This is a genomic window from Lachnobacterium bovis (assembly GCF_900111325.1).
Lineage (GTDB): Bacteria > Bacillota > Clostridia > Lachnospirales > Lachnospiraceae > Roseburia > Roseburia bovis_A.
Window position 1 is genome coordinate 1 of record NZ_FOGW01000028.1, and the last position, 24,422, is coordinate 24,422.

Below are 24,422 nucleotides of genomic sequence, written 5' to 3' on the forward strand. Positions count from 1 at the left end.
GGGATGTTCTTTGCGATAGTTGACAGCATCCAATTTAAATTGCTTAGTGTGTTGTTTTGCTTTACGTGACATAATGAGTTCCTCCTATTATTATGATTATACTATATTTCGGGGGAATAGCTCATTTTACTTTGTACTAATTAGATGCTAACATCATAATAAATTGTTTAGAATAACAACGTTGGACAATTATAAAGGAAAGCTATTTGAAAAGATTGGAGTTGGATCCACAGAAGAAGAAATGTTAGAAATCGAATCGTCGTTTGTTTATGATGAGTTTGAGGAAGTATGGGAATCTGATAAAGGCGTATTTATAGAAATGGATGCAGAAACCAATAATGTTAGATGGATATCCATATACATACCAGAGTTAGATACAGAGAATTTTGAAAAAGCTGATTGGTAATGTATTAATGAGTTAAATGTAATTAAACTATTGCAGCATAGTCAAGTAAAAGGACACAATTATTAAATACTTTTTGCAGATAAAAAAATTAAATACAGAGGTCAAGTATTATATCGAGGAAAGATACTTAAATTTGAAGGATTTAAAAACATGGATACTGGAGAAATAGAAAATGCTTATCCAGTATTAGAATGGAGTAGAAATTAAATGAGTATAGAAAAAAATAATAAAGTAACTATAGTGACAGATGATAACTTAGGAGAATGTTATAGTGAATTTTATGAATATTATTGGGAAAAGAAGTGTAATAAAGGTGCAGTAAATGTTACTTTTAATGAATATGTCAACTCAAATTGTTTTTTAAAACTTTTAGATGACATGAAAAACAAATTGAGTGATTATAACCAAAGTTATGGAATGATATTTTCAGAAGATTATGATGATCCGTATGATGAATTTTATTTTGGAGAAAATGTAATCTGTTTTTTTTCAGGCTTAGGTTATGATGATGTAGAAGATATCATCGGCTACGAAGAATTCTACAAATATCTTGTTCCAGCATGCGAGTTTTACGTAGAACGTCGTCACCCAGAGCATAAGGAAATCGTAGAGCAGAAGCTTAAAGAGATAAGAGAAGCATATGGTTTGGAGTAGTTTAATTTTTTACAAAATATAAGCAAACTATTTTAGACAAAACCATGACATTATCTTGTGATGATGATTGTGTATCTAAAACGGGAAAAAGTGCAGTTGCATTTACACCACCAGAAGGTTCATCTATTTCAGGATTAGAAGGTAGAGTTGGGACGCAGGGTATGGGGCTTTATGGAGGCGCACACCAAGTCTATTTAGATTATAGGGCGGTGCCTTCAGATTGGATAGAAATCACCACGACAAATTGGGAAAGGTAGGTTTATCATGGATTATATTAGTGAAGCAGAACATAAAGAATTAATTGATATTTTGGATGAGTTAATAAAAACTATAAGTTTATATATTTTTACATCTAATAAATTGCTTAGGAGATAGAATAGCTGAAAGTAATACAGAGACTAGAGGTGCCTGTCATTAAGAATAAGAGGATATTATAAGTCTGAAGTGAGATAATGTAAATAACGAAGAAAAAGCTGATTGAGATTAACAGATATTTATAGAAAATCTAAATGGAGGTAAGTGGTCTTGCAATCACAGGTAGCCAGGCTACAAATGCTAAAGCATCCGTTGAACAGTGGTTTGCGGCAAATGGATTAATGTAAAAAGGAGGATTTATATATCAGACAATATTGAGATATGAAATGGGCAAAACCCTCGGAATTACGGGTTTCAAGAGTCTGCCAAAAAATGAAACAACATTGCAAAGAGCCCCGAATTAGTGTATAATGTAGTGTGCTAATTTAGGGGCTCTTTACATGGAAAGGAGCCTCGAAATGGGAAAAGATCCAAGAAAGCAAAAATAAGAGCGAAAAGCCCATAAAATAAAGACTTTTAAAGGAGATATAAGAACATATGAAACTAGGAATCGTAGGCTTACCAAACGTTGGTAAATCAACATTATTTAATTCACTTACAAAGGCAGGCGCACTTGCTGCCAACTATCCATTTGCTACAATTGACCCTAACGTAGGTGTCGTAGCGGTACCTGATAAGAGATTACAGGTTCTTACAGAAATGTATAATTCAAAGAAAACAGTACCAGCAACAATTGAATTCGTAGATATTGCAGGTCTTGTAAAAGGAGCATCTAAAGGTGAAGGATTAGGAAACCAGTTCCTTGCTAACATTCGTGAGTGTGACGCTATCGTTCAGGTGGTTCGTTGCTTTGACGACACAAATGTTGTCCATGTAGATGGTTCAGTTGATCCAACAAGAGATATCGAAACTATCAATTTAGAGCTTTTATTCTCAGATATGGAAATCTTAGAGAGAAGATATGCAAAAGTTCAAAAACAAGCTAGAAATGATAAATCACTTCAGAAAGAAGTTGCTTTATTAGACAGACTTCGTCCATTCCTTGAAGAAGGAAATCAGGCTCGTACATTTGAGTGCAAAGATGAAGATGAGGAAGCAATCTTCAATCAGTATGGACTTCTTACAGCTAAACCTATCATTTACGCTGCAAATGTAGCAGAAGATGATTTAGCAGATGAAGGAGCTAATAATAATCATGTTAAAGCAGTTCGTGAGTATGCAGCTAAAGATGGAAGTGCTGTATATGTAGTTTCTGCTGAAATTGAACAGGAACTTTCTGAACTTGATGATGAAGAGAAGCAGATGTTCCTTGAGGATCTTGGCTTACAAGAGTCAGGTCTTGACAAGCTTGTTAAGGCAAGTTATGAATTGCTTGGTCTTATTTCATATCTTACATCAGGAGAAGATGAGACAAGAGCTTGGACAATTGTAAAAGGAACAAAAGCACCACAGGCAGCAGGTAAAATTCATACTGATTTTGAGCGTGGATTTATTTGCGCAGAAACAGTTCGCTATGAAGACTTAGTTGAAAATGGTGGAATGGCAGGCGCTAAAGAAAAAGGTCTTGTTGGACTTCAGGGTAAGGATTACGTTGTTCAAGATGGAGATGTCATTACATTTAGATTCAACGTTTAAATCTCGAAGGAGGCAAAAATTATGAAATGTCCATTTTGTAGTAGTGATAATACAAGAGTAATAGATTCTAGACCGGCTGATGATAATACAGCTATTAGAAGACGAAGATTATGTGATGATTGTCAAAAACGTTTTACCACATATGAAAAAGTAGAAACAATTCCTCTAATAGTAATAAAAAAAGACAATAATAGAGAACAATATGATCGTTCTAAATTAGAAGCTGGAGTACTTCGTGCGTGCCATAAAAGACCAGTTTCTGCATCTGATATCAAAAAATTGATAGACGAAGTAGAAGTGGAAATTTTTAGTGCAGAAGTACAAGAAATAAAAAGTTCTGTTATTGGTGAATATGTTATGGACAAAATTAGGGACTTAGATCCAGTTGCATATGTTAGATTTGCATCGGTTTATCGTGAATTTAAAGACGTTAATACATTTATGAATGAATTAAAAAAAGTCTTATCATAGACGATATACACAGTATAAGTAGCTTGTGCAAAGGAGATGCGTATGAATCTATCTGGTTTTAGACCTAATGATATTTTTTTTGAGTATGATGCACAAAAACAGAATGAGTTTCGTAGCAAATTTGTTATGAATCATAGAGAGTGCATTGAACGTAGTGAAAAAAATAGTAGCCACGAAAAAGTAGTAAAAGATGTTGAATATGATGTACAGGAACGCGAAATTGAAAATTATATGATATAGCATATGATTTTTATAAAGAAACTGTAAAAGACACGAAGGAAAATTTCCTAGTTGTTTTTTACAGTTTTTTTAATAAGTAATTGATTGTCAGAAAAATTATAATATGGTAAAATATTAAAAGTTATGCATTATTTTTTTGAAAATGGAGATAAACATGAGTATATTTTTTCCAGGCGAATACTTAGATTCAACGTATTCGATAGATTTTGAACAATTATATGAAGAAGGATATAGAGGTTTATTATTTGATATAGATAATACATTAGTTCCTCATGATGCGCCAGCGACACCTAAGGCTAAGGAGTTGTTTGACAGACTTAAGAAAATAGGCTTTAATTGTATGTTAGTGTCTAATAATAAAGAGCCAAGAGTTAAGAAGTTTAATGATGTAGTTGGAATAGATTACATTTATAAGGCTCAAAAGCCATTACCAAAGAACTATAAAAAGGCAATGGAGAAGATGGGAACTACTACAGATAATACAATTATGATAGGTGATCAGATTTTTACAGATATTATGGGCGCTAATATCGCTAAAATACGTACAATACTAGTTAAGCCTATTAATCCAAAGGAAGAGATTCAAATTGTATTAAAACGTATTCCAGAGAAGTTAGTATTATTTTTCTATAAAATTTATAAATTTTTTAAAAAGAAATAAAACTATACAAATAATTTTAAAAGGAGATTCAAAATAATGAAAATCGCAATAGCTAATGATCATTCTGCAGTTGAAATGAAACAACAGATAAGTGAGTATGTTAAAAGTTTAGGACATGAAGTAATCAACTTCGGAACAGATACAACAGAAAGTTGTAATTATCCAGAATTTGGCGAAAAAGTAGGAAACGCAGTAGCCAATAAAGAAGTTGATTGTGGTATTTTGATTTGTGGAACAGGTGTAGGTATTTCACTTGCAGCTAATAAAGTTAAAGGTGTAAGAGCAGCAGTATGTTCAGATGTAACAACAGCTCACCTTGTAAAAGAACACAATAATGCTAATATTTTGGCGTTTGGTGCTAGAATTGTAGGCGTAGAACTTGCAAAAGATATGGTTAAGGCATATTTAGATGCAGAGTTTTTAGGCGCTAGACATGCAATGCGTGTTGATATGATTTCAGAAATTGAAAATAGAAATTTTAAATAAATAGTGTATTAATATTTTCTTAAGCCTATTAAATCATACTTGAAAGAATACCTAAAATATGATAAAATGGACAAACGAGAGAAAATTTTAGGAATTCCTATTGCTTTGTCGATGGTGAGTTCGAATTAGATTATGCAACATCGCATGTAGAAGTGCGTATTTAAGGAGGAAAATTTAATGATTTCAGCGGGAGATTTCAAGAATGGTATTACCATCGAATACGAAGGCAATATCTATCAAATTATCGAATTCCAGCATGTTAAACCAGGTAAAGGTGCAGCCTTTGTTAGAACTAAATTAAGAAATATCATCAACGGTGGTATCGTTGAGAAGACATTCCGTCCAACAGAGAAATGTCCAACAGCTCATATCGATCGTAGAGAGATGCAGTATTTATATTCAGATGAAGATTTCTATCATTTCATGGATGTTGAGACATATGATCAGATAGATTTAACAAGAGATTCAGTTGGTGAAGCTCTTAAATTTGTTAAAGAAAACGAAATGGTTAAAGTATGTTCACATAAAGGTAACGTATTTGCAGTAGAGCCACCTCTATTCGTAGAATTAAAAATCACAGAAACAGAACCAGGTTTCAAAGGAGATACAGCTACAGGTGCTACTAAACCAGCTACTGTTGAAACAGGTGCTACAGTATATGTACCATTATTCGTTGAAACAGAAGACGTTATTAAAATTGATACAAGATCTGGAGAATACTTATCAAGAGTATAATTTAGAATTATTTTGCCCAAGGCAGCATGTTAAGTGTATGTCTTGGGCTTTTTTTTATTCATTTGTTGTTTTTTCTATAGGATATAATAATCACAAAATATTAAAGTGAAAGGAAATAAGAAGATAGAAAGTAAAAAAGAAAAACTAGTAATAAGAAAATGGAAAATAGTAAAAAAACTGCGTGAAAAAAATTATAAAAAAAATATAAAAAAGGTGTTGACAAATCCTGTGGAATTTAATATAATAAACAAGTCGTCAGGAGCGACACAGAAAGATAAAGCTTAAAAATTGTAATTTGGGATCTTAGCTCAGCTGGGAGAGCATCTGCCTTACAAGCAGGGGGTCACAGGTTCGAGCCCTGTAGGTCCCATTCGTGTGAGAACATGAATGACAAAAGTTTTGTTGCTGATTTAATAGCAAGATAATTTAATAAAAGATATGGCGAGATAGCTCAGTTGGCTAGAGCACATGGTTCATACCCATGGTGTCGAGGGTTCGAATCCCCCTCTCGCTACTCACGATGAAAATCGTATTTGGGATCTTAGCTCAGCTGGGAGAGCATCTGCCTTACAAGCAGGGGGTCACAGGTTCGAGCCCTGTAGGTCCCATTCATGTGAGAACATGAATGATAAATTTTCGTTGCTAATTTTATGACATAATAATTTAATAGAAAATATGGCGAGATAGCTCAGTTGGCTAGAGCACATGGTTCATACCCATGGTGTCGAGGGTTCGAATCCCCCTCTCGCTACTCACGATGAAAATCGTATTTGGGATCTTAGCTCAGCTGGGAGAGCATCTGCCTTACAAGCAGGGGGTCACAGGTTCGAGCCCTGTAGGTCCCATTCATGTGAGAACATGAATGATAATTTTTTCGTTGCTAATTTAAATAACATAATAATTTAATAGAGATATGGCGAGATAGCTCAGTTGGCTAGAGCACATGGTTCATACCCATGGTGTCGAGGGTTCGAATCCCCCTCTCGCTACTAGTTTTTGAAACAGGTTTTATACCTGTTTTTTTCTTTTTAAAACAAGTATACATTAAGAGTTGTGCTGTAAGTCATAAATATCTTGTAGAGTATTTGAATATGAGTTATTATAAAAATGTATGATTTGTATTTTTTTTAAAGGTAGTCATTTGCAAATCTCTCTGTTATAATTAAATTAAAAGAATTTTATTATAAATTAATTTAATCAATAAGAAAAATGAGGTATTGAAATGAAGTTTAATAAAAATTGGTTAGAAAAGAAGTGGGTAGCATATACAATAGCTATTTGTTCAGGTGTAATTCTGTATGAAATATTGAACAATTTATCAATTTTCGCAAAGGCTATTGCTATTTTGTATAATTTCGTTTATCCAGTTGTAATTGGAATAATAATTGCTTATATATTAGATCCGATGGTTATGTTGTTACAAGAAAAAGTTTTCAGAGGAATCCAATCAAAAAAGATTTCTAGGGGAATATCTATTTTTGTGACTATTTTATCATTGATTGTGTTTTTAGGTATAATTATGATAGATTTAATTCCACAGTTAGTTGCAAGTATAGCTGGATTTGCTAAGCAGTCTAAAAATTATGCGGGCACTTTTGAAAAAATGGTTGATGAAGTAAATGGAATTTTAAAGGCATATAATATAAATGGTTCAAATTTTGTATCAGTTGGTTCAAATATGTTAAATAAAATTGGAAATATGATTTCAGGAAATGTTACTAACATTATTAATACTTCATTTAGCATTGGTAAAGGATTAGCAAATGCAGTAATCGCTTTTATTTTGGCAATTTATTTTTTGATTGATAAAGATAATATGATAAAAGGGGTAAAACGTCTTCTTAGAATATTAGTCGATCAAAAAACATATAATAATTTGGCAGTTTTTTGGAGAAAATGTAATCATATTTTAATTAAATATATTGCATGTGATTTGTTAGATGGATTGATTATTGGTATTATTAATTTTATTTTCATGACAATATTAGGAATGCCATATCCATTGTTGATTTCTTTTATTGTAGGTGTTACAAACTTAGCTCCAACATTTGGTCCTATTGTCGGTGGTGCTATTGGTGGAAGTATATTGGTGTTATCTAGTCCAATTTCTGCCTTATGGTTTATTGTTTTTACAATTGTGTTACAGACTTTAGATGGCTACGTGATTAAACCTAAATTATTTGGTGATAGTTTAGGCGTTTCATCGATTTGGATTTTAATTGCGATTATTGTTGGTGGAAGAATGTTTGGTGTAGTTGGTATCATGATTGCTATTCCAGTTGCTGCGATTATTGATTACATCTATAAGGAATATTTTCTTTATAGAATGGAAGAAAAGAAAAATATTGAGCATCAGGCTTTTGATACCTATAAGGATAAAAGCATTGCATTATTAAAGGATATTAAAGATATCAAAGAAAAGAAAATTGAAAAAGCATCAAAACATGAAGAAGCAAGTTCAAAAAAGGGTTCCTCTAAGCGTGTTACTTCAAAGCATGATAAAAATCAAAAGGAAACAAATTATACTAATAATAAAGAAAATGATAACATAGAAAATGATAACATAGAAAATGATAATAAAAATAAATAACATAAAAAGATTAGTTATTTAACGTAATAAATGTTAAAAAATTAAGGGAGGGAATACTGTATAAATTGTATACGGTAGGAAAGTGTATTATGCTTTATAATGACGATTTTTGCGAGAATTTTGATGAAATGTATGAGTTGGCAAAAAGGATTGCAACTGAGGCTCATAAGGGGCAGAAAGATGATGCTGGAGTGGATTATATAAATCACCCGCTGACAGTATCGACTTTTTGCAAAAATAAAAAGGCAAAAATAGCAGCTCTTTTACATGATACAATTGAGGATACATTTATTACAAAAGAATATTTATTAGAAAAAGGAATTTTACCTGAAATTGTTGATGCGGTTGTTTTGGTTACCAAAGAAGAAGGATATAATCCAGAAGAGTATTTTACTAGAATTAAGAATAATGCAATTGCTAGAGAAGTTAAAATTGCAGATTTGACACATAATTCTGACTTGTCTAGAATAAAAAAACCGAATGAGCATCAAATTAAAAGAGTAGAAAAATATAAAAGACAAATGGCTTTTTTACAAGGTAAAATAGAAAAAATATAACATATATAGCACAAATAATATAACGAAGGTGGAAGACATGGAAACAAAAGAAGAGACAAGATATTGTAGACAGTGTTTATTGATGGATCAAGCAAGAGAGGGAAGAGAGAAACTTGATAAGTATTTGTCGATAATAAAAAAACAGGATAAGACGGACGAAAGAGAATATTTAAGAAGACTTGATTTGTGTCGCAAATGTGAGAAGCTAGTTGATGCAACGTGTAGTTCTTGTGGTTGCTACGTGGAATTTAGGGCAGCTGTAAAACATGGAAAATGCCCAAATAACATTTGGTAAAAAATAAAAACTTATCATTGGTATTAACCAGTGATAAGTTTTTTTAGTGTTTTAGTTTGTTGAACTGATATAATTCTCTGTTTTTTTATTTACAGAATTTTTGTTACTAAATAATTTTCGTATACAAGTAATTGTGACAAGGACACCAAGTACAATTAAAAATGTTGCAACAATTAATTGTAGACCATTAACAAGGAAAGTTCCTTTGTGTGCTAAAAGTAATGATAAGTTTTTTTGTACATTTAGTATAATTGCAGTAAAAGTAACACAGAGCATAAAGAACATTGGTGCATAAAGTGTGATACCTTTTCGGTTAGTTGCTTTTAAAAATACAGCAATTCCTATTAAAACAAGGGCAGCAAGCATTTGATTAGCTGCGCCGAATAAAGGCCAAATGTTTTGATAACCGCCAAGGCATAGCAAATATCCTGGAATTAATGTTACAATAGTTGCAAAGTATTCATTAGTAAATATTTTTTGCCAAAGAGGCATTTTACTTCGATCAGTAGTGTCACCAATAAATAGCTCTTGGAAGGACATTCTTCCAATCCTTGCGACAGAATCAAGAGAAGTAAGGGCTAAAGATGAAAGACACATGGTCATAAATACGGTTACATAAACTTTTGGAAGTCCTAATTTAGTTATAAAGTTTCCAACACCTAGAGAAAAAATCTGAAAAGGTGTTAGATTGCTTGGTACAGTATGTCCTGTTGAAACGGCACCAACAACGATTAAAGAAATTACACCAAGTAATGTTTCAAGAATCATAGCTCCATAACCTACTAATTTCATATCTTTTTCATTTCTTATTGTTTTTGAAGATGTACCAGATGATACAAGGCTATGAAAGCCTGAAACAGCTCCGCAAGCAATTGTAACAAATAAAGTTGGAAAAAGGTAGCTTGTTTCTCCAGCTGCATTTGTTAGTGAAAAACCATTAAAAGCATTTAGATTCATAGTTGGATGAACAAAAACTACACCCACAACAGAGCCAAGAATCATTAAAACAAGAAGGATTGTTGTAAGATAATCTCTTGGTTGCATAAGTAGCCACATTGGAAGAACTGATGCAAGAAATAAATAAGCTAAAATAATAAGATTCCAATGTTTTCCAACCATATAGATTGGCAATTTCATACCTATTGCAAATGTTACTATAAGTACGACAATAGCGCATATAAATTTAACTAATTCTTTCTTTTGAGAAACATGTAATTTAATAAATTTTTCAACGAAGGCCATAAACATAGCTGCAAAAACAAATAAAATAGAAATACTAGAAGCTGAAGCAGCACCATAACCTTGTTTTAAAATAGCAGGATCTTTTGATGGTACAGCGTGAAATGTATTAGCAACCATAGATGTAAAAGCGGCAATAACTAATAAAGTAAATAGCCAGCAGAAAAGTAAAAATAAACGACGTCCAGTTTTACCAATATATTTTTCGATAATTAAACCGATTGATTTTCCATCATTTTTAACTGAAGCATAAAGTGCACCGAAATCCTGAACTGCTCCAAAGAAAATACCTCCAATTAAAAGCCAAAGCAATACAGGAACCCATCCGAATGCAGCGGCAAGGATTGGACCTTGCACGGGACCAGCACCTGCAATTGATGAAAACTGATGTGAAAATACTGTAAATTTTGATGAAGGCACATAATCTGAACCGTCTTCAAATTTTTGAGCAGGGGTTTTAGCGTTAATATCGATACCCCATTTTTTAGTCAAGTAGCCTCCGTAGCAAACATATCCTAATGTTAAACAAACACCGGCTATTAATAAAATAAATATACTATTCATAACTTTTTTGTCTGTTAAACCAGACACCCCTTTCATAGATTTAAATAAACATAAATATAAAATAAATATAAAATAAATATAAAATAAACATAAAAATAAACAAAAGATGCAAATAAATTAGCGCTTTAATGTATTGCAGGGTTAAGTTTATTTTGAAATATACATTATCACTATATCAAAAAGATGTCAATAATAATATTTATTATAACTTTAGGTTATAATAAGAAGATAGAAATTAGTTTTTTTATGCTTAAAATTGAATTTTAGTTTAAATTCTTGATAATTTTACAGATTTTACGATATAATTTATGGTGAAGTCTTTTTTTACACAAGTAACCACAATAAGTAAAATGGATTAAAGGAGGAGAGTATGGACGTTATAGAAAAAAATGAAACCGTTATTTCGAACGGAAAAGTTATTTGTGGTGTTAGTGTTTATGAAAATGAAAAAGAATCAATTCCAATGGTATATTTAATTTCACTAGAGGAAAATGGTGATGAAATAATTGAAAAATGTAATGAATTAAAATCCAATACATTTAACTTGACAGTTATAACGTTAAAAGAATGGAATGAATATTTATCACCATGGGAATCGGAAAACATTATATCGGAACAAGATAATTTTTCAGGAAAGGCTGATGTTTTCCTTGATTTTATTTTAAAAGATGTTATATCGTATACTGAATGTGCTTTGACTTGCAAGCCAAGTTTAAGTGTTTTGGTAGGATATTCAATGGCAGGTTTATTCTCTCTATACTCAATGTATAAAACAGAACAATTTGATAGGGTAGCGTCTGTTTCTGGATCTTTGTGGTATCCTAAATTTTTTGATTTTGTTAAGAAAAATAAAATATGCGTATATCCTGAAAAAATTTACCTTTCTTTAGGGGATAAGGAAAGTAAAACTTCAAATGGATATTTAAAAATCAATGAATTTGTAACACAAGAGATTTACTCAAGATATGCTTCAGAGGGAATTAAATGCGAGTATGAGATAAATCCAGGAAATCATTTTAATCATGTTGCTGACAGAATTGCTAAGGGAGTTAAGTGGCTCCTAGAATAAGTACTATAGTAGTTTGTATATACAGGAGGAAAATAACATGAATAAAAGAAACTTAATGTTTGTACTAGTAGCATCTGTAACAGCAGTAAATACTATGGCATATATGCCAAATTCTAATGTCTATGCCAAGGAGGAGGTTAGCATTGTTCAAGAAAAAAATCAATCGCAAACCTTTAAGAAACAATTGGGCATTTTTATAGGCGTTGGAAAACAAAACATAGAAAAATTTAACAACTACAAAACGTTAGTTTTGGACATTTCTGATTATTCAAAAAGCGAAATAAAAAAATTACAAGAAAAAGGTCATGTCGTTTATGGATATCTTAACGTAGGTACATTAGAAAAGTATCGTTCTTATTACAAAGATTATAAAAAATATTCATTAGATGAGTGCAGTGAATATGATGATGAATATTGGATGGATGTTACAAGGTCTAAGTGGCAATATTTTGTAACAGATACGCTTGCACAAGAAATGGCAGATAAAGGCGTAGATGCCTTTTACGTTGCCAATACGGATGTGTATGGAATGTATAATAACAAAAAAACTTATGACGGCTTGATAAAAATCTTAAAAACACTACAAAAATACAATAAGCCAATTAGTTTAATCGGTGGCGAAAAATTCGTAAAAGATCTTGTACAAAACAAAAAAACATATTTAATAAATGAAGTTATTGCTGAGCAATGCTTTACTTACATAGAAGATTGGAATAGTAATCTTTTTGCCAAGCAAGATGAAAAAACTTCAAATTATTATAAAAATTACTTAGAGGATCTAATTTCAAAAGGTTTAAATGTGTCGATAATAGAATATTCTAAAGATGAGCAATTGCGAAAAGAAATAAAAAAATATTGCGAAAAGAAAAATATTCGTTATTTAATTTCAAGAAAATCAAACTTAAATGAATTAATTAATGATTCTACGCAACCGGAGCCAGAGCCACAACCAGAGCCAGAGCCACAACCAGAGCCAGAGCCACAACCGGAGCCAGAGCCACAACCAGAGCCAGAGCCACAGCCGGAGCCAGAGCCACAGCCAGAACCACAGCCACAGCCGGAGCCAGAGCCACAACCGGAGCCAGAACCACAGCCGGAGCCAGAGCCACAACCGGAACCACAGCCAATTCACAAATTTAAGAATAAGTATGGAGTTTTTGTTGGCCTAGGAAAAATGGATGTTGAAAAGTTTAAAGACTATGAAATTGTAGTTCTTGAAACAGACAATTACACAAAGGCAGATATTGAAGCTCTTCATAAAGCAGGACATAAAGTATATTCTTACTTAAATGTTGGATCATTGGAAAATTGGAGAGATTATTGGAGTGCATATAAGAAATATAGTTTAGGCGTTTACGAGAACTGGGAAGATGAAGTGTGGATTGATGTATCTAAAAAAGAGTGGCAGGATTTTGTAGTAAATTCGTTAGCAAAAAAAATGAATGATAAAAATGTTGATTCATTTTTTATAGATAATACAGACGTGTATTATTTTAAAAATGGGGAGAACATTTATCAAGGTTTAGTTAATATTTTTAAAGGTCTAAAAAAATATAATAAAGGTGTTGTTGTAAATGGTGGCGATGTGTTTGTAAGTAGACTTATTGATGAAAAACAGTGTGATTTAATTACAGCTATTAATCAAGAAGGATGCTTTACAACAGTTAAGAATTACAGTAAGGATATTTTTGGTGAGCAAGCACCTGATGATAGGGAATATTTCACAGAGTATATTGAAAAATGTAAAGCAAATGGATTAGATGTTTTTATATTAGAATATACTAAAGACGAGTCAGTAAAAAATAAAATAATAAAATATTGTAATGAAAAGAAATTCAATTATTTTATTTCTCCAACTATTAAATTAAATACTATACTATAATTTGACCAATAACTTTATGTAAATTTAGTTGCATAAAAAGTATAGGTTAAAGTATACAAATAAAATAAAAAGCTCAGTTGCACATGTGAAGTTTGAATATAAAAAAATATATATTCAATATTGTGTGGCTGAGCTTTTTTATAATTTTTTAATATTATAATAGTGTAATTGTTGCGTTATGATCTATAGGATTTCTATTTTCATAATCAAAAACACAATAAATAGGTTGTTTTTCATTGAAGAGATTAGTAAAACCAAAATCGGAATGTGTTAAATGATAGAATGGTTCAATGTGTAGTTTTGAGCTACGACGTAAACCATTTTCCATGTAAATATTTTTAGTTTCTTCTTTAAGTAATGTCAAATCCTTCATCCAATTAGGGCGTTTTTTAAGATTTTCTCGTAAATATAAATCAAGTAAACATAGTTCCTTTAATTTTTCAATAGAAAAATTAGTTAAATCAGGATTAGAATAACTAATAACTGAATTGCTTTCGTCAAGTTGTTCTAATAAAAACTGAGAGAATTCAATTAAAATTTCATATTTTCTAATTCTATTGTGAGAAATTTTATCATAATTTTTATATGCATAAAATTCTCCAAGAGCTTTGAAAAATGAAAAAGGTGTTTTAAAAAGTTCAACTAAGTAAGGCAAAGTTTTAGTAAATTGGCCACTGTTATAGTAAACTTCAACCATTTCTTCGACTTGTTTTAAAAGTAAAATATCATCATAGGATATCCATTTGGTTGATAAAACTTCAAAAGGTGAAGATTGTTGGTAAACACAGTCATATTCATCTTGGTGTGCATGCATAAATGAGCCCTTAAGTACTTTTAAAAATCCCATTTGAAGTTGCTCGGGTAAAAGCGAGTATACATCATTAAATGAATTTGCAAAACTATCTAAATCTTCATGTGGAAGACCAGCAATTAGATCAAGATGCATGTGAACATTATGGTTAGTATGAATGCGATTAACAATTGAAGCAAGATGTTCAAAAGATGAAGGACGGTGAATCGCTTCTAAAGTCATAGGATTAGTTGTTTGAACTCCAATTTCAAGCTGAACTAGTCCAGGACGCATCTGTTTTAAAAGTTCAATTTCTTCATCATTTAATATCTCTGCGGCAATTTCACAGTGGAAATTAGTGATACCTTTGTCGTGTTCCATCATGTATTTCCAAATCGCAATCGTGCGTTTGTGGTTACAGTTAAAAGTTCTATCTACAAATTTAACCTGTGGAACTTCATGATCAATAAAAAATTGTAATTCATGAAAAACCTTATCAAGTGATCTAAAACGTACTTTTTTATCGATAGAAGAAAGACAGTAACTACAATTAAACGGACAGCCACGGCTACTTTCGTAATAAATGATTCGATGATCTAATGATAAATTATTTAGTACTTCATAACAAAATGGAAGTTTATCAAGATCAAAAATGTCTCGTGGTCTTGTTACAATAATAGATTCATCAAATAAAATATTTTCAGAAACAGTATTATATTTTTGTAGTTCATGATCAGCAAGAGCTTTAGATGGACGAAAAGCTAATCCGTTAATATCATTTAATTGGCCAATTTGATCAACATAATATTTGCAAAATTCAAGAAAAGTTTCTTCACCTTCACCAATCATAACACCTGAAATTTCAGGAATTGAGTCAACGATTTCATTCGCATTATAAGAAACTTCAGGACCACCGAGCCAGATTTTTGTTTGAGGCAGAATCTTACTTAAATCTGAAATAAGCTCTCGAATATAATTAATATTCCAAATATAACAAGAAAAGCAGATTATATCTGGTTTTTCAAGATATAAATCGCGTAAAATAAAATCTTTTTGTTGGTTAATTGTGTATTCTTTTAATTTTAAAGAATTACGGTATTCGTCAGCATATGATGCTAGACAATAAATTGCTAAATTAGAGTGAATAAATTTTGCATCAAGTGCTGTTAGTAAAATTTTCATATAAATCCATCCTTTGTAATAAAATGCATTTCTATTTTAGACCATATGTGAAAGGGATACAAGTTATAGTTCGTTTTTTATATATTAAAAAAATGTAAAACACTATAATGAAAACATAAAATGTTATAATAAAAATATAAAATTTTATAATGAAAACATAAAATGTTATAATAAAAATATAAATTTTATAATGAAAACATAAAATGTTATAATAAAAATCAAAATAATCAATAAAAAGTAAAGGAGAATCGTGATGAAAGATTCAAAAAGAATCATTAGATATTTAATAATCAATTTATTGTTAGCAAGTTCGGTGGGAATTTTGGTAATGCCATTAGCCTTAAAAATAGTTCCACATTATATGAGTGTTTTACAGATTATTTCTATCGTATTACTAGGATTTGTATTGTTAGTTCCAAATATTTTTTATGGAAAACTTATGGAAAAAAGATTATCGATATCTCGAAACGGATGCCAATTATTAATAGTTTTTCTTATGACAGTGTCAGTGATTTCGATTTATTTATTAGTTGCTTTTTTTGGAGGAGACGTTTTTATACCATCAAAAGATAATTGGATACAGTGGATTAAGATTGTTGGAATTTTTGTTTTATTAGAAAACATCTTGTTTTGGAGTGGAATTATAAGAATCTATGTTTCGTCAGCACAATTAGGATTAAAATGGCGAATTATTGGAATAGTTTGTGGGTTGATTCCAATTGTTCACTTAGTTGTTTTAATTAAATTAATTAAAATTGTTTCGGCTGAAATCTATTTTGAAAATGACAAATTACTTTTAGATGAAAATAGAAAAAATGATCAGATTTGCAAAACAAAATATCCAATTTTATTAGTACATGGAGTGTTTTTTAGGGATTTTAAATATTTAAATTATTGGGGAAGAATTCCAAAAGAGTTAGTAAAAAATGGTGCAACTTGTTTTACAGGCAACCATCAATCGGCAGCTGCTGTAGCCGACAGCGCTAGAGAATTAGATGAAAGAATAAAGGAAATTGTTCAAAAAACAGGATGCGAAAAAGTGAATATCATTGCTCATTCTAAAGGTGGATTAGATTCAAGATATGCTATTTCAAGGTTAGGTACTTCTAAATATGTTGCTTCTTTGACAACAATCAATACTCCACATAGAGGATGTGAGTTTGCAGATTTTTTATTAAATGGTATCGGTGAAGCAAAGCAGCAGTTTGTGGCTCGAACCTATAATAGTGCTTTTAAAAAATTAGGCGACGAAAATCCCGATTTCCTTTCTGCAGTATATGATTTGACTGCATCATCATGTGCAAAATTTAATCAAGAAGTTCCAGATGCTCCAAATGTTTTATATCAAAGTATCGGTAGCAAGTTAAATAAGATTATTAGCGGAAGATTTCCACTTAATATGACTTATCAATTTGTAAAATATTTTGATGGAGACAATGACGGTCTTGTTGGAGAAAAATCATTTAGATGGGGTAGTAATTATAAATTCCTTGTGAACAACCAAAGTAGTAGAGGAATATCACATGGTGATATGATTGATTTAAACCGCGAAAATATTAAAGGCTTTGATGTAAGAGAATTTTATGTTCAGTTAGTAGCCGACTTGAAAAAGAAGGGTTATTAAAGGAGTAAAGCTAAAAGCAAAATTAAAACATGCATATTCTAGGTGTAATTTTAGAATATGCATGTTTTTTTTTAAATCAGTTATGAATAATAAATAATAATCATAAGTAATCATCATAAAAACATCTATTGTAGATTGTGATTTTTTTGGGTGACGTATGTCTTAGGGCAAAAGTGACAATAGTAAATATAGTGCCAATAAAACTGAAAATACCAATAAATAATCCCATGAATGTGTTACGAGTATTCACTTCATATGCTTTATTTGGATTATCTGGATTAAGCTTGATTTTAACAACATCATTTATGCTGTGGTTAGGCGAAGATGTACCATAATTATCGGTTACGGTGTATTCTTTGTTTTTGTATGTAAAAGAATAAACGGGATGGTACATTATGGTTGAATGGTGATGACTATCTGTCGTATATCTTCTTTCCATGTTTATTATTGTTGCATTTGTTTCAGCAGTATATGTCATTTTTTGTTTGAAAAATATTCCAATTGTAACAATATCTACTATCCACAAAACAATTGTGACTAAAGTAAAAATAGAAACCAAAAGTTTTTTTTCGCCGCTTGTGGCTCTACGAGAGCAATTATTATAATTTATGTAAGTTTTTGCTTTCATTTTTTATCCTCCTCTTAAAAATATAAAAAGATTTTAGCACATATAATGAAATAACACAAACAAAACGACAATATAGCTTATATTATCAGGTAAAAAATTAAACTAAAAAAATAAAAACAAAAAAGTTTCCTAAACGCCTTTTTTTTAGGTAACTGTGTGCTATAATAATAGAGTTGATCAAAATGGTATATGGAAGGAGTTAGAATGTTGAATAAAACAACCAATAAACAGAATTTTAATGTCAAAGAGAAGTGGAAAAAAAATATAAGGGAAGTTGTTACCTTCAGAGAGTTTCTTCAAATAGATTTTCAGCTGTTAAAGCACAATTTTCACAAAGAAAATTTGATTTTTATACATATATTAAGAATCATTTTTACAATGTTTATGGAGAACACGGATATAAATGGCATTTTGAAAAAAAAATCAATACCGACGATTTTCTTCCAAGAGATTATTTTATCAGAATGGATAGCTTAAAAATACAGTATTATAACATTGATAAGAAAAAATAGAATAGATACGAAAAAACAGAAAACTAATTAATTTTTTTATGTATAGTGAATTATGTTAGAACTAGGAGAAAAGAAAAATGAAAATTTCAAAATACACAATATTAAAATATGTGTGCGTGTTATCACTAGAATTAGTATTTGTTGCGTGGTTGATACAATCTAATTATAAAGGTTATAGGGAAGGTAAAGATAAGCATTTGTACGCAGTTGAAAAATTATCATCTCAGTGGGAAAAAGATACAGTGGTTGCGGAAAAAGATGAGAAAGAGTCACTAAATCAGGCTTTTGAAAATAGAATTCAAAAAGGTGAAGTGGCGAAAAAACTTCCAGGTAAATATCAGTGTAAGTTTGTGAATGCATGTAAATTTGAAAAAAACATTTTTTTTACAAAGTATGATATTTATAATAAAAAGATGAACAAAAAAGTTGGGGAAGGTTATATTGCATCAGTTAAAGAAATAGATGCAATTTACAAAATTTATACACCATATATAACTTATATAAAGGTATATAATCCTAGTGATAAGAATGAAAACTATGAGGTGAAGGAACCAGGATACTTCAGTAACTTTGATTTTACTAAAGTGGAGGAGGACAAGTAATGAAAACAGCTTTTAAGAAAATAAAAAAGGAAAACGTTGGATTAATATGCATTACTTGCATTTTGTCAATTATGACTGGTGTGTTTTACGTAAACAAAGATAGAGCATTTGCATATTTTGAATATAAAGATAAGATAAGGAATACAGAAGCAAAAAATCATCAATTTTTATCCTGTGATTTTAAAAAGTTAAAAGTTTTAAAGACGAGAAATAATGACTATGTAATTATAGCTGGAGGTAGAAATGCAAATAGTTGGTTTGAATTAGTTTCAAAAAATGAAATCGGTAGTTATGCATATGAAACACAGGGTGTGTATTTTACAGGATATACGGAATCTTTAGAATCACAAAGAAATAGAAATATCAAAAAATTTGAATATGATGTTTATAATTTGGATAAGGAAAAAATAACCAAAAAACTCGATTTAAAAGCAATGCTGAATAAGTATTGTAAAAACTATTGGTGGACTTCATATGACATAAGATCAAATGAAGTTGTTTATAGCGCTGATGGGAAAACATATATTACAGCAGGATGTGTGAATCCTATAAATGAATATTATTATAGTACAAAAAAATCAGCGAATAATAATATACTTTTTTTGAAATCATATGATCATAAATACAGAGGAATAGAATTTAATTATGATTATAATAATATTGGAACAGAGGTTATATATGGAGGATTATATATATCTTTAGATCAAAAAGATATTGTAAAATCACTTTTATACACAGGTGAAAATTATAGAAATATTTTTAAAAGTGTGGGTGAAAGCAATAGTAAATTAGATTCAAGAGATATAAAATATAATTTTATTCTGAATAGAATTAAAAACAAATATGATATGAAAGACTATTATAGTGTCGCAGATAATAATGATATTATAAATAAAATAAAAACTACAAATGACATTGATGTTGGGTTCGCAACAGACTACACCAACCCATTTTGCAAAGTAAAGATAGAATTTAATTCATCAGACTTAAAGTCAAACATGACCAACTTATTTAATAAGTATCCTGAACTCAAGAAATATGTTGGAGTTAAAGGAAAGAAAATCACTTTGTTTGATCATGAATTAGAAAATGATGATCAGGTCTTGCAACTATTTACACCAGATGGCAAACCATTAAGCTTTGCAGGTGTAAAAGATGACAAAGTTGGCGAGATAACAGGAGTTGCGGATTATTGCCAGAAGATGAAAGCTTATAATGAAGCTCATCTAGCGGATGAATAACGACCATTAACGAAAGGTGAATAATAAAAATGAAGAAACAAAAATTAAAAATCAGTACTCAGTCAAAAGTAATCATAATTACAATAGTTCTTGCATTAATATTACTGTGTAATGTATTAGCACCATACAAGGAATATATAGCAGGGCAAATCCTATTTGCAAAGGATAAACTTATATATGTAAAAACGGATGAAGAACATTCATTCAAACCAACATGGAACAAAATGGAGTTGGTTGAAAAGAGTACTACTCCAGATGATAGTGTGTGCATTGTAAGTGATATGACAAAAGAACAAAAGAAGGAGTGGAAGATAAACAACAAATATTCCTTTAAAGAATTTTCAGATACCGATTATGTAAATATGAAATTTTTTAATCACATACAAAGAATTTCTTCTAACCAATTTTTACAAATATCGTATACATATAAAAAACCGTTTCTTTTCGCTAAACCTGTTGGATATAGGAAAGATAAAGAAATAAACGAGATTGAAGATTTTGGAGAAAACTTTGGAAGTAGATTAACTAGCATTAAGTTGCAAATTTATGACATTAATAAACGAAAAGTAACAAATGATAGAGAATTAATAAATACTAGATTAGTATCCGATAGGTATGTTTTACTTTACGGCGCAGCAAAGGAAATAGTAATTTCTAAAGATCGTATAGAAAATAAACCTTTTTTTGTAATTCCATTATGTTCTATTAATGAAGAACATTTCATTGGCGGACCTTATCGAAGAACAATAGATAAAAATGGAATATATGATTATCCTTCTGATTATACAAATATTTACTGCTTTTATAGTAATAGGCATACAAATTGGATGGATATTGAAAGTCTTGGAAATTTGTTGAAGCAGAATGGAGTTGACTTAAAAGGAGTAATGTGTTTGTACAATAGTATTGATTATAATGATGTTAATTTTTTGATAAAAACAGAGAGTTTGCCTCAAAAGGATGCGTACTTATACAAAGTCTATCCAGGTTTAAAAAAATATAGAGGTAAGAAAGGTAAAGTGGCAAAAATTTATTTGAAAGGTTTAAAAAGTTCAGATGAGTTAGTAAGTTACTTTTTACCAGAAGGACAAAATGTAAACTATGGAGATGGCATCGAAATTGAATTAAAGGATAAAAAGAAAGTAAAAATAAACAGTCTGGAAGAATACTTTGATAGTATTGCACAGGAAAAAAATGATAGTTATGAGGAAAGAGAAGTCAAAGAAGAAAATAGACTATCAGCCGACTTATTTGATTTTAAATAATTCTTCCATCCTAAATTAGTATTAAAACTTCTTGAAGGCAAATGGTATGGCTAGAGCTTTGATGGATGCAGGAAATTTATTTAATTTGTATGACGCAATTGAACAGGATAGAAATTTAAAAAAAGAAAAAATTGAAGAAAATCTTGGATTTACGAAAGGATGATAGAAAAGTGAAACAATTAGTTAATGAGGAAAATATTGATGTAAGGAAAAAAAGGTGGAAGAAGATAAGAAAGAGACTGATTATAGGTTTAGTTTTGATTCTTCCAATAGTGATATTATATTGTGTTCCATTTGATTTTAAATATGTTAAGATGAAACCCCAATATAAGTATGTAGGGTTTTCAGATGTTGAGCTCGTAGAAAGAAGTATGACACCAGATGACAGTGTTTGCTTAGTTGTGAATGAAAAAGATAATGATAGCTGTAATATTCAGAGAATTTCTTCAAATAGATTTACAAATTTTAAGGCTGGATATTCGCAAAGAAAATTTGATTTTTCTACAACTTTGAAAAATCATTATTATTATGAGGATAATGATAATGATTGTCCATTTCATTTTAAGAAACGTATTTATGATGAAGATAATGGACCAAGAGATAGTTTTGCAAGAATGGATAGCTTAAAAATTCAATACTATAATATTGATAAGAAAAAAATTGAAAAAGAAGAAGAGATAATGCCGTATTTAAAGAAATATGATGAAAATAATGCCTTATATGGAATAAGCATGAACTGGATAAGTTTTTTTAATGACAATGATACAGGAAAACCAGCTGTATATTGTAATGGCAAGATATTACAAAAAAATTCAAATGGATATCAAGTATTTATTGATCCATTTGAAGAGATGGATAATTATATACAATATGATTTTACACATTATGAAAAGAGAGGGTACATGGGAAGGGATGCTTTTAACGAATTGTTGAAAGTTAACGGAGTAAAAAGAAATGATGCATATTATTTTCCATGTGATCCTTATTGTGATATTTATTTTTCGATTGTAGGAGAAGAGTTACCTAAATCAAATGCAAAATTATATAAAGTTTATCCAAAACTAAAAAAATATATAGGAAAAAAGAATAAAAATGTAAAATTTTTTATAAAAGGAATAAGTAATCCAGATCAATTAGTTGAATATTTTTTGCCAAATGGACAAAAAGTTACATATGGGAAAAGTGGATTAAATCTTGGAAAAATTGAAGGAACAGAATATAAAGGAAAAGTTTGTAGAAATTTTCAAGAATATTTAGAAATCCATAATCAGGTAGAAACGCAAAAAGAGTAGGAGAGAGTGTATGAAAAAAAGTTTTTGGGATAAAATAATAGACATTAAGGTTTTATATTTCTTAGTTTTTATGTTTTTTGTAATAGGTTTTATTATTAAAAAAGATTATATTTTTTGTGTAGATAAAATTTTAGAAAATGAAGCTGCAAAATATGAAGACTTACGAGATCGTGTTAAGGAACAAGATAGAAACCTTGTTAAACTATATTCTGAAGGATTAGATAATTATTATTCATCAGAGTCGTTGTTTAAAGGCATTAAATCTTTATACAGAAATGGGGATGAATTTTGTGTTGTAAAAATGAAAGGAAAAGATAATTCTTACGAGTATGATATGTATATGGATAAGAATAGAATTTTAAGCTATAATACTCGAATTTATAGAGGAAAAAACGAAGATAAAAATTTAGAGGCGTTTAGCTCAGAATCAGAAATTCAGATTTACAATACTAATACAAAAAAAGTAGAAAAAACTGTTGATGTTTTAGCTGAAGTTAAAAGGTTGATTAATAACAAAGATTTTCAATCTGAAGCACGTAAAAAAATAGAAAACAGTACTCTAAAAAATAAAAATGAAAAAAAAGAGAGATTGCCGGCGAAAAGAGAATTCCAAACTCCAATCATCTGCACAGATAAATTAGGAAAGCGCATAATGGTTTTTGAAATTCCTAAACAACAAGACTGTAAAAGTATAGATGATTTTGAATATCTTGCATATTATATCGATGAAGGTCAGATGAAAAAAATATCATTTGAAGACCTACCAGATCGAATAAAAGATGCTGAAACAGATTTTAAAACAAAAAATCAAGATGTAAGTAAAGACAGTGTTAATAAGAAACTGGAGAATAAAATCATTTGGGCTCAATCCGCATTAAAAACAGAAGAACAAGAAAGAAACAGTTACTGTCTAAAAAATTACATGGACAGATCAGCATTTGAAACTTTATTAGATTCAAACAAAATCAAATACCAGTCAACATATTTAAGTGATACTGCAGAAAGTCCAGTACATATAAAGATGTTTGGAAGTGATTTGGAAAAATCCTCAAAACTTGCCATGAAATTTCCAGAGCTTGTCAAGAAGTATGCAAACGATGACTACATAATCGATTGGTATGTCGGAGATGAGAAAAATTCTGATGAAATTGCCAAGCAGTTACTTCCAGAAGGAAAGAAATTAAACTATGATACAGTGCATGTTGGTGATGATTGTGCCAAGAATCTAAAGAATGCATCGGTAGATAGCTTAAAAGATTATTATAAAAAGGTTAAACCAGAGTGTATACTTGAGGGAAGAAAAAAATAGAACAGCGTTTCGTCTGTTAAGGATGAATTAATTACTGAAGATTAAGGAAGGAGTAATTAGGATGATATCAAAAAAATATACAATATTAAATTACGTATGTGTGATTGCGTTGGAATTAACATTAACTGCATGCGTATATAATCATGTACATGAGGTGTATATACATAGTTACAAAATA

At 30.2% G+C, this 24,422-nt stretch carries 24 protein-coding genes and 6 tRNA genes; 27 read left to right on the top strand and 3 right to left on the bottom strand.

Features of this window, described 5'->3' with window-relative positions; genetic code table 11:
- The first annotated feature begins 181 nt into the window (after nucleotides 1-181).
- The 18 genes from BMY79_RS10240 (at nucleotide 182) to BMY79_RS10330 (ending at nucleotide 9,045) form a co-directional block, all read left to right on the top strand.
- Nucleotides 182-406 carry a hypothetical protein gene (locus BMY79_RS10240; RefSeq protein WP_074730895.1) on the top strand — a complete coding sequence of 75 codons (225 nt, stop codon included), beginning with the start codon at nucleotides 182-184 and terminating at the stop codon, nucleotides 404-406.
- Between the two features lie 207 nt (nucleotides 407-613).
- Nucleotides 614-1,060, top strand: a complete 447-nt coding sequence (cdiI, locus tag BMY79_RS10245; protein ID WP_074730896.1) for a ribonuclease toxin immunity protein CdiI — start codon at nucleotides 614-616, stop codon at nucleotides 1,058-1,060.
- A gap of 44 nt (nucleotides 1,061-1,104) precedes the next feature.
- A complete protein-coding gene (locus tag BMY79_RS10250; protein ID WP_074730897.1) occupies nucleotides 1,105-1,317 on the top strand; it encodes a hypothetical protein in 213 nt (70 codons plus the stop codon).
- A gap of 595 nt (nucleotides 1,318-1,912) precedes the next feature.
- Complete coding sequence (gene ychF / locus BMY79_RS10255; protein ID WP_074730898.1) at nucleotides 1,913-3,010, top strand: redox-regulated ATPase YchF; 1,098 nt, start codon at nucleotides 1,913-1,915, stop codon at nucleotides 3,008-3,010.
- 21 nt (nucleotides 3,011-3,031) lie between these two features.
- Complete coding sequence (gene nrdR / locus BMY79_RS10260; RefSeq protein WP_022750465.1) at nucleotides 3,032-3,481, top strand: transcriptional regulator NrdR; 450 nt, start codon at nucleotides 3,032-3,034, stop codon at nucleotides 3,479-3,481.
- A 42-nt stretch (nucleotides 3,482-3,523) separates the two neighbouring features.
- Complete coding sequence (locus BMY79_RS10265) at nucleotides 3,524-3,721, top strand: hypothetical protein (RefSeq protein WP_022750466.1); 198 nt, start codon at nucleotides 3,524-3,526, stop codon at nucleotides 3,719-3,721.
- Nucleotides 3,722-3,875: 154 nt separating this feature from the next.
- The gene (locus BMY79_RS10270) at nucleotides 3,876-4,382 is read left to right on the top strand and encodes a YqeG family HAD IIIA-type phosphatase (RefSeq protein WP_022750468.1); all 507 of its coding nucleotides are present in this window, start codon (nucleotides 3,876-3,878) and stop codon (nucleotides 4,380-4,382) included.
- A gap of 36 nt (nucleotides 4,383-4,418) precedes the next feature.
- Nucleotides 4,419-4,868, top strand: a complete 450-nt coding sequence (rpiB, locus tag BMY79_RS10275) for a ribose 5-phosphate isomerase B (protein ID WP_022750469.1) — start codon at nucleotides 4,419-4,421, stop codon at nucleotides 4,866-4,868.
- A 177-nt stretch (nucleotides 4,869-5,045) separates the two neighbouring features.
- Entirely contained in the window at nucleotides 5,046-5,603 is a 558-nt protein-coding gene (gene efp / locus BMY79_RS10280; protein ID WP_022750470.1) for an elongation factor P, read from the top strand.
- Between the two features lie 297 nt (nucleotides 5,604-5,900).
- Nucleotides 5,901-5,973 (top strand) — tRNA-Val (locus BMY79_RS10290).
- A gap of 70 nt (nucleotides 5,974-6,043) precedes the next feature.
- Nucleotides 6,044-6,117, top strand: a tRNA-Met gene (locus BMY79_RS10295).
- A gap of 21 nt (nucleotides 6,118-6,138) precedes the next feature.
- A tRNA-Val gene (locus BMY79_RS10300) sits at nucleotides 6,139-6,211 on the top strand.
- Nucleotides 6,212-6,280: 69 nt separating this feature from the next.
- A tRNA-Met gene (locus BMY79_RS10305) sits at nucleotides 6,281-6,354 on the top strand.
- A 21-nt stretch (nucleotides 6,355-6,375) separates the two neighbouring features.
- A tRNA-Val gene (locus BMY79_RS10310) sits at nucleotides 6,376-6,448 on the top strand.
- A 70-nt stretch (nucleotides 6,449-6,518) separates the two neighbouring features.
- Nucleotides 6,519-6,592: transfer RNA gene (locus BMY79_RS10315), tRNA-Met, on the top strand.
- A gap of 233 nt (nucleotides 6,593-6,825) precedes the next feature.
- Nucleotides 6,826-8,193: an AI-2E family transporter gene (locus BMY79_RS10320; RefSeq protein ID WP_074730900.1), complete on the top strand. Its 1,368-nt coding sequence runs from the start codon at nucleotides 6,826-6,828 to the stop codon at nucleotides 8,191-8,193.
- An 89-nt stretch (nucleotides 8,194-8,282) separates the two neighbouring features.
- Entirely contained in the window at nucleotides 8,283-8,750 is a 468-nt protein-coding gene (locus tag BMY79_RS10325) for an HD domain-containing protein (RefSeq protein WP_074730909.1), read from the top strand.
- A gap of 37 nt (nucleotides 8,751-8,787) precedes the next feature.
- Nucleotides 8,788-9,045: a DUF6171 family protein gene (locus tag BMY79_RS10330; protein ID WP_022750394.1), complete on the top strand. Its 258-nt coding sequence runs from the start codon at nucleotides 8,788-8,790 to the stop codon at nucleotides 9,043-9,045.
- 51 nt (nucleotides 9,046-9,096) lie between these two features.
- On the opposite strand, the gene BMY79_RS10335 is transcribed toward BMY79_RS10330, so the two are convergent.
- Nucleotides 9,097-10,848, bottom strand: coding sequence for a carbon starvation CstA family protein (locus BMY79_RS10335; RefSeq protein WP_027422571.1), 1,752 nt, complete (start codon nucleotides 10,846-10,848; stop codon nucleotides 9,097-9,099).
- A gap of 370 nt (nucleotides 10,849-11,218) precedes the next feature.
- On the opposite strand from BMY79_RS10335, the gene BMY79_RS10340 reads away from it, so the two are divergent.
- Both BMY79_RS10340 and BMY79_RS11940 read left to right on the top strand, forming a co-directional pair.
- On the top strand, nucleotides 11,219-11,917 hold the full coding sequence (locus BMY79_RS10340; RefSeq protein ID WP_051532890.1) for an alpha/beta hydrolase: 699 nt from the start codon (nucleotides 11,219-11,221) through the stop codon (nucleotides 11,915-11,917).
- A 37-nt stretch (nucleotides 11,918-11,954) separates the two neighbouring features.
- Nucleotides 11,955-13,799: an endo alpha-1,4 polygalactosaminidase gene (locus tag BMY79_RS11940; RefSeq protein WP_083383554.1), complete on the top strand. Its 1,845-nt coding sequence runs from the start codon at nucleotides 11,955-11,957 to the stop codon at nucleotides 13,797-13,799.
- A 154-nt stretch (nucleotides 13,800-13,953) separates the two neighbouring features.
- Here BMY79_RS11940 and BMY79_RS10360 read toward each other — a convergent pair whose 3' ends face one another.
- Nucleotides 13,954-15,771, bottom strand: coding sequence for a B12-binding domain-containing radical SAM protein (locus BMY79_RS10360; protein WP_074730901.1), 1,818 nt, complete (start codon nucleotides 15,769-15,771; stop codon nucleotides 13,954-13,956).
- Nucleotides 15,772-16,024: 253 nt separating this feature from the next.
- Here BMY79_RS10360 and BMY79_RS10365 point away from each other — a divergent pair, with 253 nt between their 5' ends.
- Complete coding sequence (locus tag BMY79_RS10365; RefSeq protein WP_083383556.1) at nucleotides 16,025-17,395, top strand: esterase/lipase family protein; 1,371 nt, start codon at nucleotides 16,025-16,027, stop codon at nucleotides 17,393-17,395.
- Nucleotides 17,396-17,495: 100 nt separating this feature from the next.
- Here the strand turns inward: BMY79_RS10365 and BMY79_RS10370 are convergent, their stop codons facing one another.
- Nucleotides 17,496-18,023 carry a DUF3592 domain-containing protein gene (locus BMY79_RS10370; RefSeq protein WP_074730902.1) on the bottom strand — a complete coding sequence of 176 codons (528 nt, stop codon included), beginning with the start codon at nucleotides 18,021-18,023 and terminating at the stop codon, nucleotides 17,496-17,498.
- A gap of 251 nt (nucleotides 18,024-18,274) precedes the next feature.
- On the opposite strand from BMY79_RS10370, the gene BMY79_RS10375 reads away from it, so the two are divergent.
- The 6 genes from BMY79_RS10375 (at nucleotide 18,275) to BMY79_RS10400 (ending at nucleotide 24,244) form a co-directional block, all read left to right on the top strand.
- The gene (locus BMY79_RS10375) at nucleotides 18,275-18,535 is read left to right on the top strand and encodes a hypothetical protein (protein ID WP_029067521.1); all 261 of its coding nucleotides are present in this window, start codon (nucleotides 18,275-18,277) and stop codon (nucleotides 18,533-18,535) included.
- Between the two features lie 77 nt (nucleotides 18,536-18,612).
- Nucleotides 18,613-19,137, top strand: coding sequence for a hypothetical protein (locus BMY79_RS10380; protein WP_074730904.1), 525 nt, complete (start codon nucleotides 18,613-18,615; stop codon nucleotides 19,135-19,137).
- Nucleotides 19,137-20,378 (top strand): hypothetical protein, encoded by a 1,242-nt coding sequence (locus BMY79_RS10385; RefSeq protein ID WP_074730905.1) that lies wholly within the window; start codon nucleotides 19,137-19,139, stop codon nucleotides 20,376-20,378. Before BMY79_RS10380 ends, BMY79_RS10385 begins: the two co-directional genes overlap by 1 nt.
- A 29-nt stretch (nucleotides 20,379-20,407) precedes the next feature.
- A complete protein-coding gene (locus BMY79_RS10390) occupies nucleotides 20,408-21,643 on the top strand; it encodes a hypothetical protein (RefSeq protein WP_074730906.1) in 1,236 nt (411 codons plus the stop codon).
- 170 nt (nucleotides 21,644-21,813) lie between these two features.
- Entirely contained in the window at nucleotides 21,814-22,935 is a 1,122-nt protein-coding gene (locus tag BMY79_RS10395) for a hypothetical protein (protein ID WP_143065847.1), read from the top strand.
- A 10-nt stretch (nucleotides 22,936-22,945) separates the two neighbouring features.
- On the top strand, nucleotides 22,946-24,244 hold the full coding sequence (locus BMY79_RS10400; RefSeq protein ID WP_074730908.1) for a hypothetical protein: 1,299 nt from the start codon (nucleotides 22,946-22,948) through the stop codon (nucleotides 24,242-24,244).
- Nucleotides 24,245-24,422 lie beyond the last annotated feature (178 nt).

What these genes read in the sequence shown, in the direction of transcription:
- rpiB (WP_022750469.1), top strand. Translation starts at nt 4,419, where the DNA reads ATGAAAATCGCAATAGCTAATGATCATTCTGCAGTTGAAATGAAACAA.
- BMY79_RS10385 (WP_074730905.1), top strand. Translation starts at nt 19,137, where the DNA reads ATGAAAACAGCTTTTAAGAAAATAAAAAAGGAAAACGTTGGATTAATA.
- BMY79_RS10365 (WP_083383556.1), top strand. Translation starts at nt 16,025, where the DNA reads ATGAAAGATTCAAAAAGAATCATTAGATATTTAATAATCAATTTATTG.
- efp (WP_022750470.1), top strand. Translation starts at nt 5,046, where the DNA reads ATGATTTCAGCGGGAGATTTCAAGAATGGTATTACCATCGAATACGAA.
- BMY79_RS11940 (WP_083383554.1), top strand. Translation starts at nt 11,955, where the DNA reads ATGAATAAAAGAAACTTAATGTTTGTACTAGTAGCATCTGTAACAGCA.
- BMY79_RS10370 (WP_074730902.1), bottom strand. Translation starts at nt 18,023, where the DNA reads ATGAAAGCAAAAACTTACATAAATTATAATAATTGCTCTCGTAGAGCC.
- BMY79_RS10390 (WP_074730906.1), top strand. Translation starts at nt 20,408, where the DNA reads ATGAAGAAACAAAAATTAAAAATCAGTACTCAGTCAAAAGTAATCATA.
- BMY79_RS10335 (WP_027422571.1), bottom strand. Translation starts at nt 10,848, where the DNA reads ATGAATAGTATATTTATTTTATTAATAGCCGGTGTTTGTTTAACATTA.
- cdiI (WP_074730896.1), top strand. Translation starts at nt 614, where the DNA reads ATGAGTATAGAAAAAAATAATAAAGTAACTATAGTGACAGATGATAAC.
- nrdR (WP_022750465.1), top strand. Translation starts at nt 3,032, where the DNA reads ATGAAATGTCCATTTTGTAGTAGTGATAATACAAGAGTAATAGATTCT.
- BMY79_RS10325 (WP_074730909.1), top strand. Translation starts at nt 8,283, where the DNA reads ATGCTTTATAATGACGATTTTTGCGAGAATTTTGATGAAATGTATGAG.
- BMY79_RS10320 (WP_074730900.1), top strand. Translation starts at nt 6,826, where the DNA reads ATGAAGTTTAATAAAAATTGGTTAGAAAAGAAGTGGGTAGCATATACA.
- BMY79_RS10330 (WP_022750394.1), top strand. Translation starts at nt 8,788, where the DNA reads ATGGAAACAAAAGAAGAGACAAGATATTGTAGACAGTGTTTATTGATG.
- BMY79_RS10265 (WP_022750466.1), top strand. Translation starts at nt 3,524, where the DNA reads ATGAATCTATCTGGTTTTAGACCTAATGATATTTTTTTTGAGTATGAT.
- BMY79_RS10400 (WP_074730908.1), top strand. Translation starts at nt 22,946, where the DNA reads ATGAAAAAAAGTTTTTGGGATAAAATAATAGACATTAAGGTTTTATAT.
- BMY79_RS10360 (WP_074730901.1), bottom strand. Translation starts at nt 15,771, where the DNA reads ATGAAAATTTTACTAACAGCACTTGATGCAAAATTTATTCACTCTAAT.
- ychF (WP_074730898.1), top strand. Translation starts at nt 1,913, where the DNA reads ATGAAACTAGGAATCGTAGGCTTACCAAACGTTGGTAAATCAACATTA.
- BMY79_RS10270 (WP_022750468.1), top strand. Translation starts at nt 3,876, where the DNA reads ATGAGTATATTTTTTCCAGGCGAATACTTAGATTCAACGTATTCGATA.
- BMY79_RS10380 (WP_074730904.1), top strand. Translation starts at nt 18,613, where the DNA reads ATGAAAATTTCAAAATACACAATATTAAAATATGTGTGCGTGTTATCA.
- BMY79_RS10340 (WP_051532890.1), top strand. Translation starts at nt 11,219, where the DNA reads ATGGACGTTATAGAAAAAAATGAAACCGTTATTTCGAACGGAAAAGTT.
- BMY79_RS10250 (WP_074730897.1), top strand. Translation starts at nt 1,105, where the DNA reads ATGACATTATCTTGTGATGATGATTGTGTATCTAAAACGGGAAAAAGT.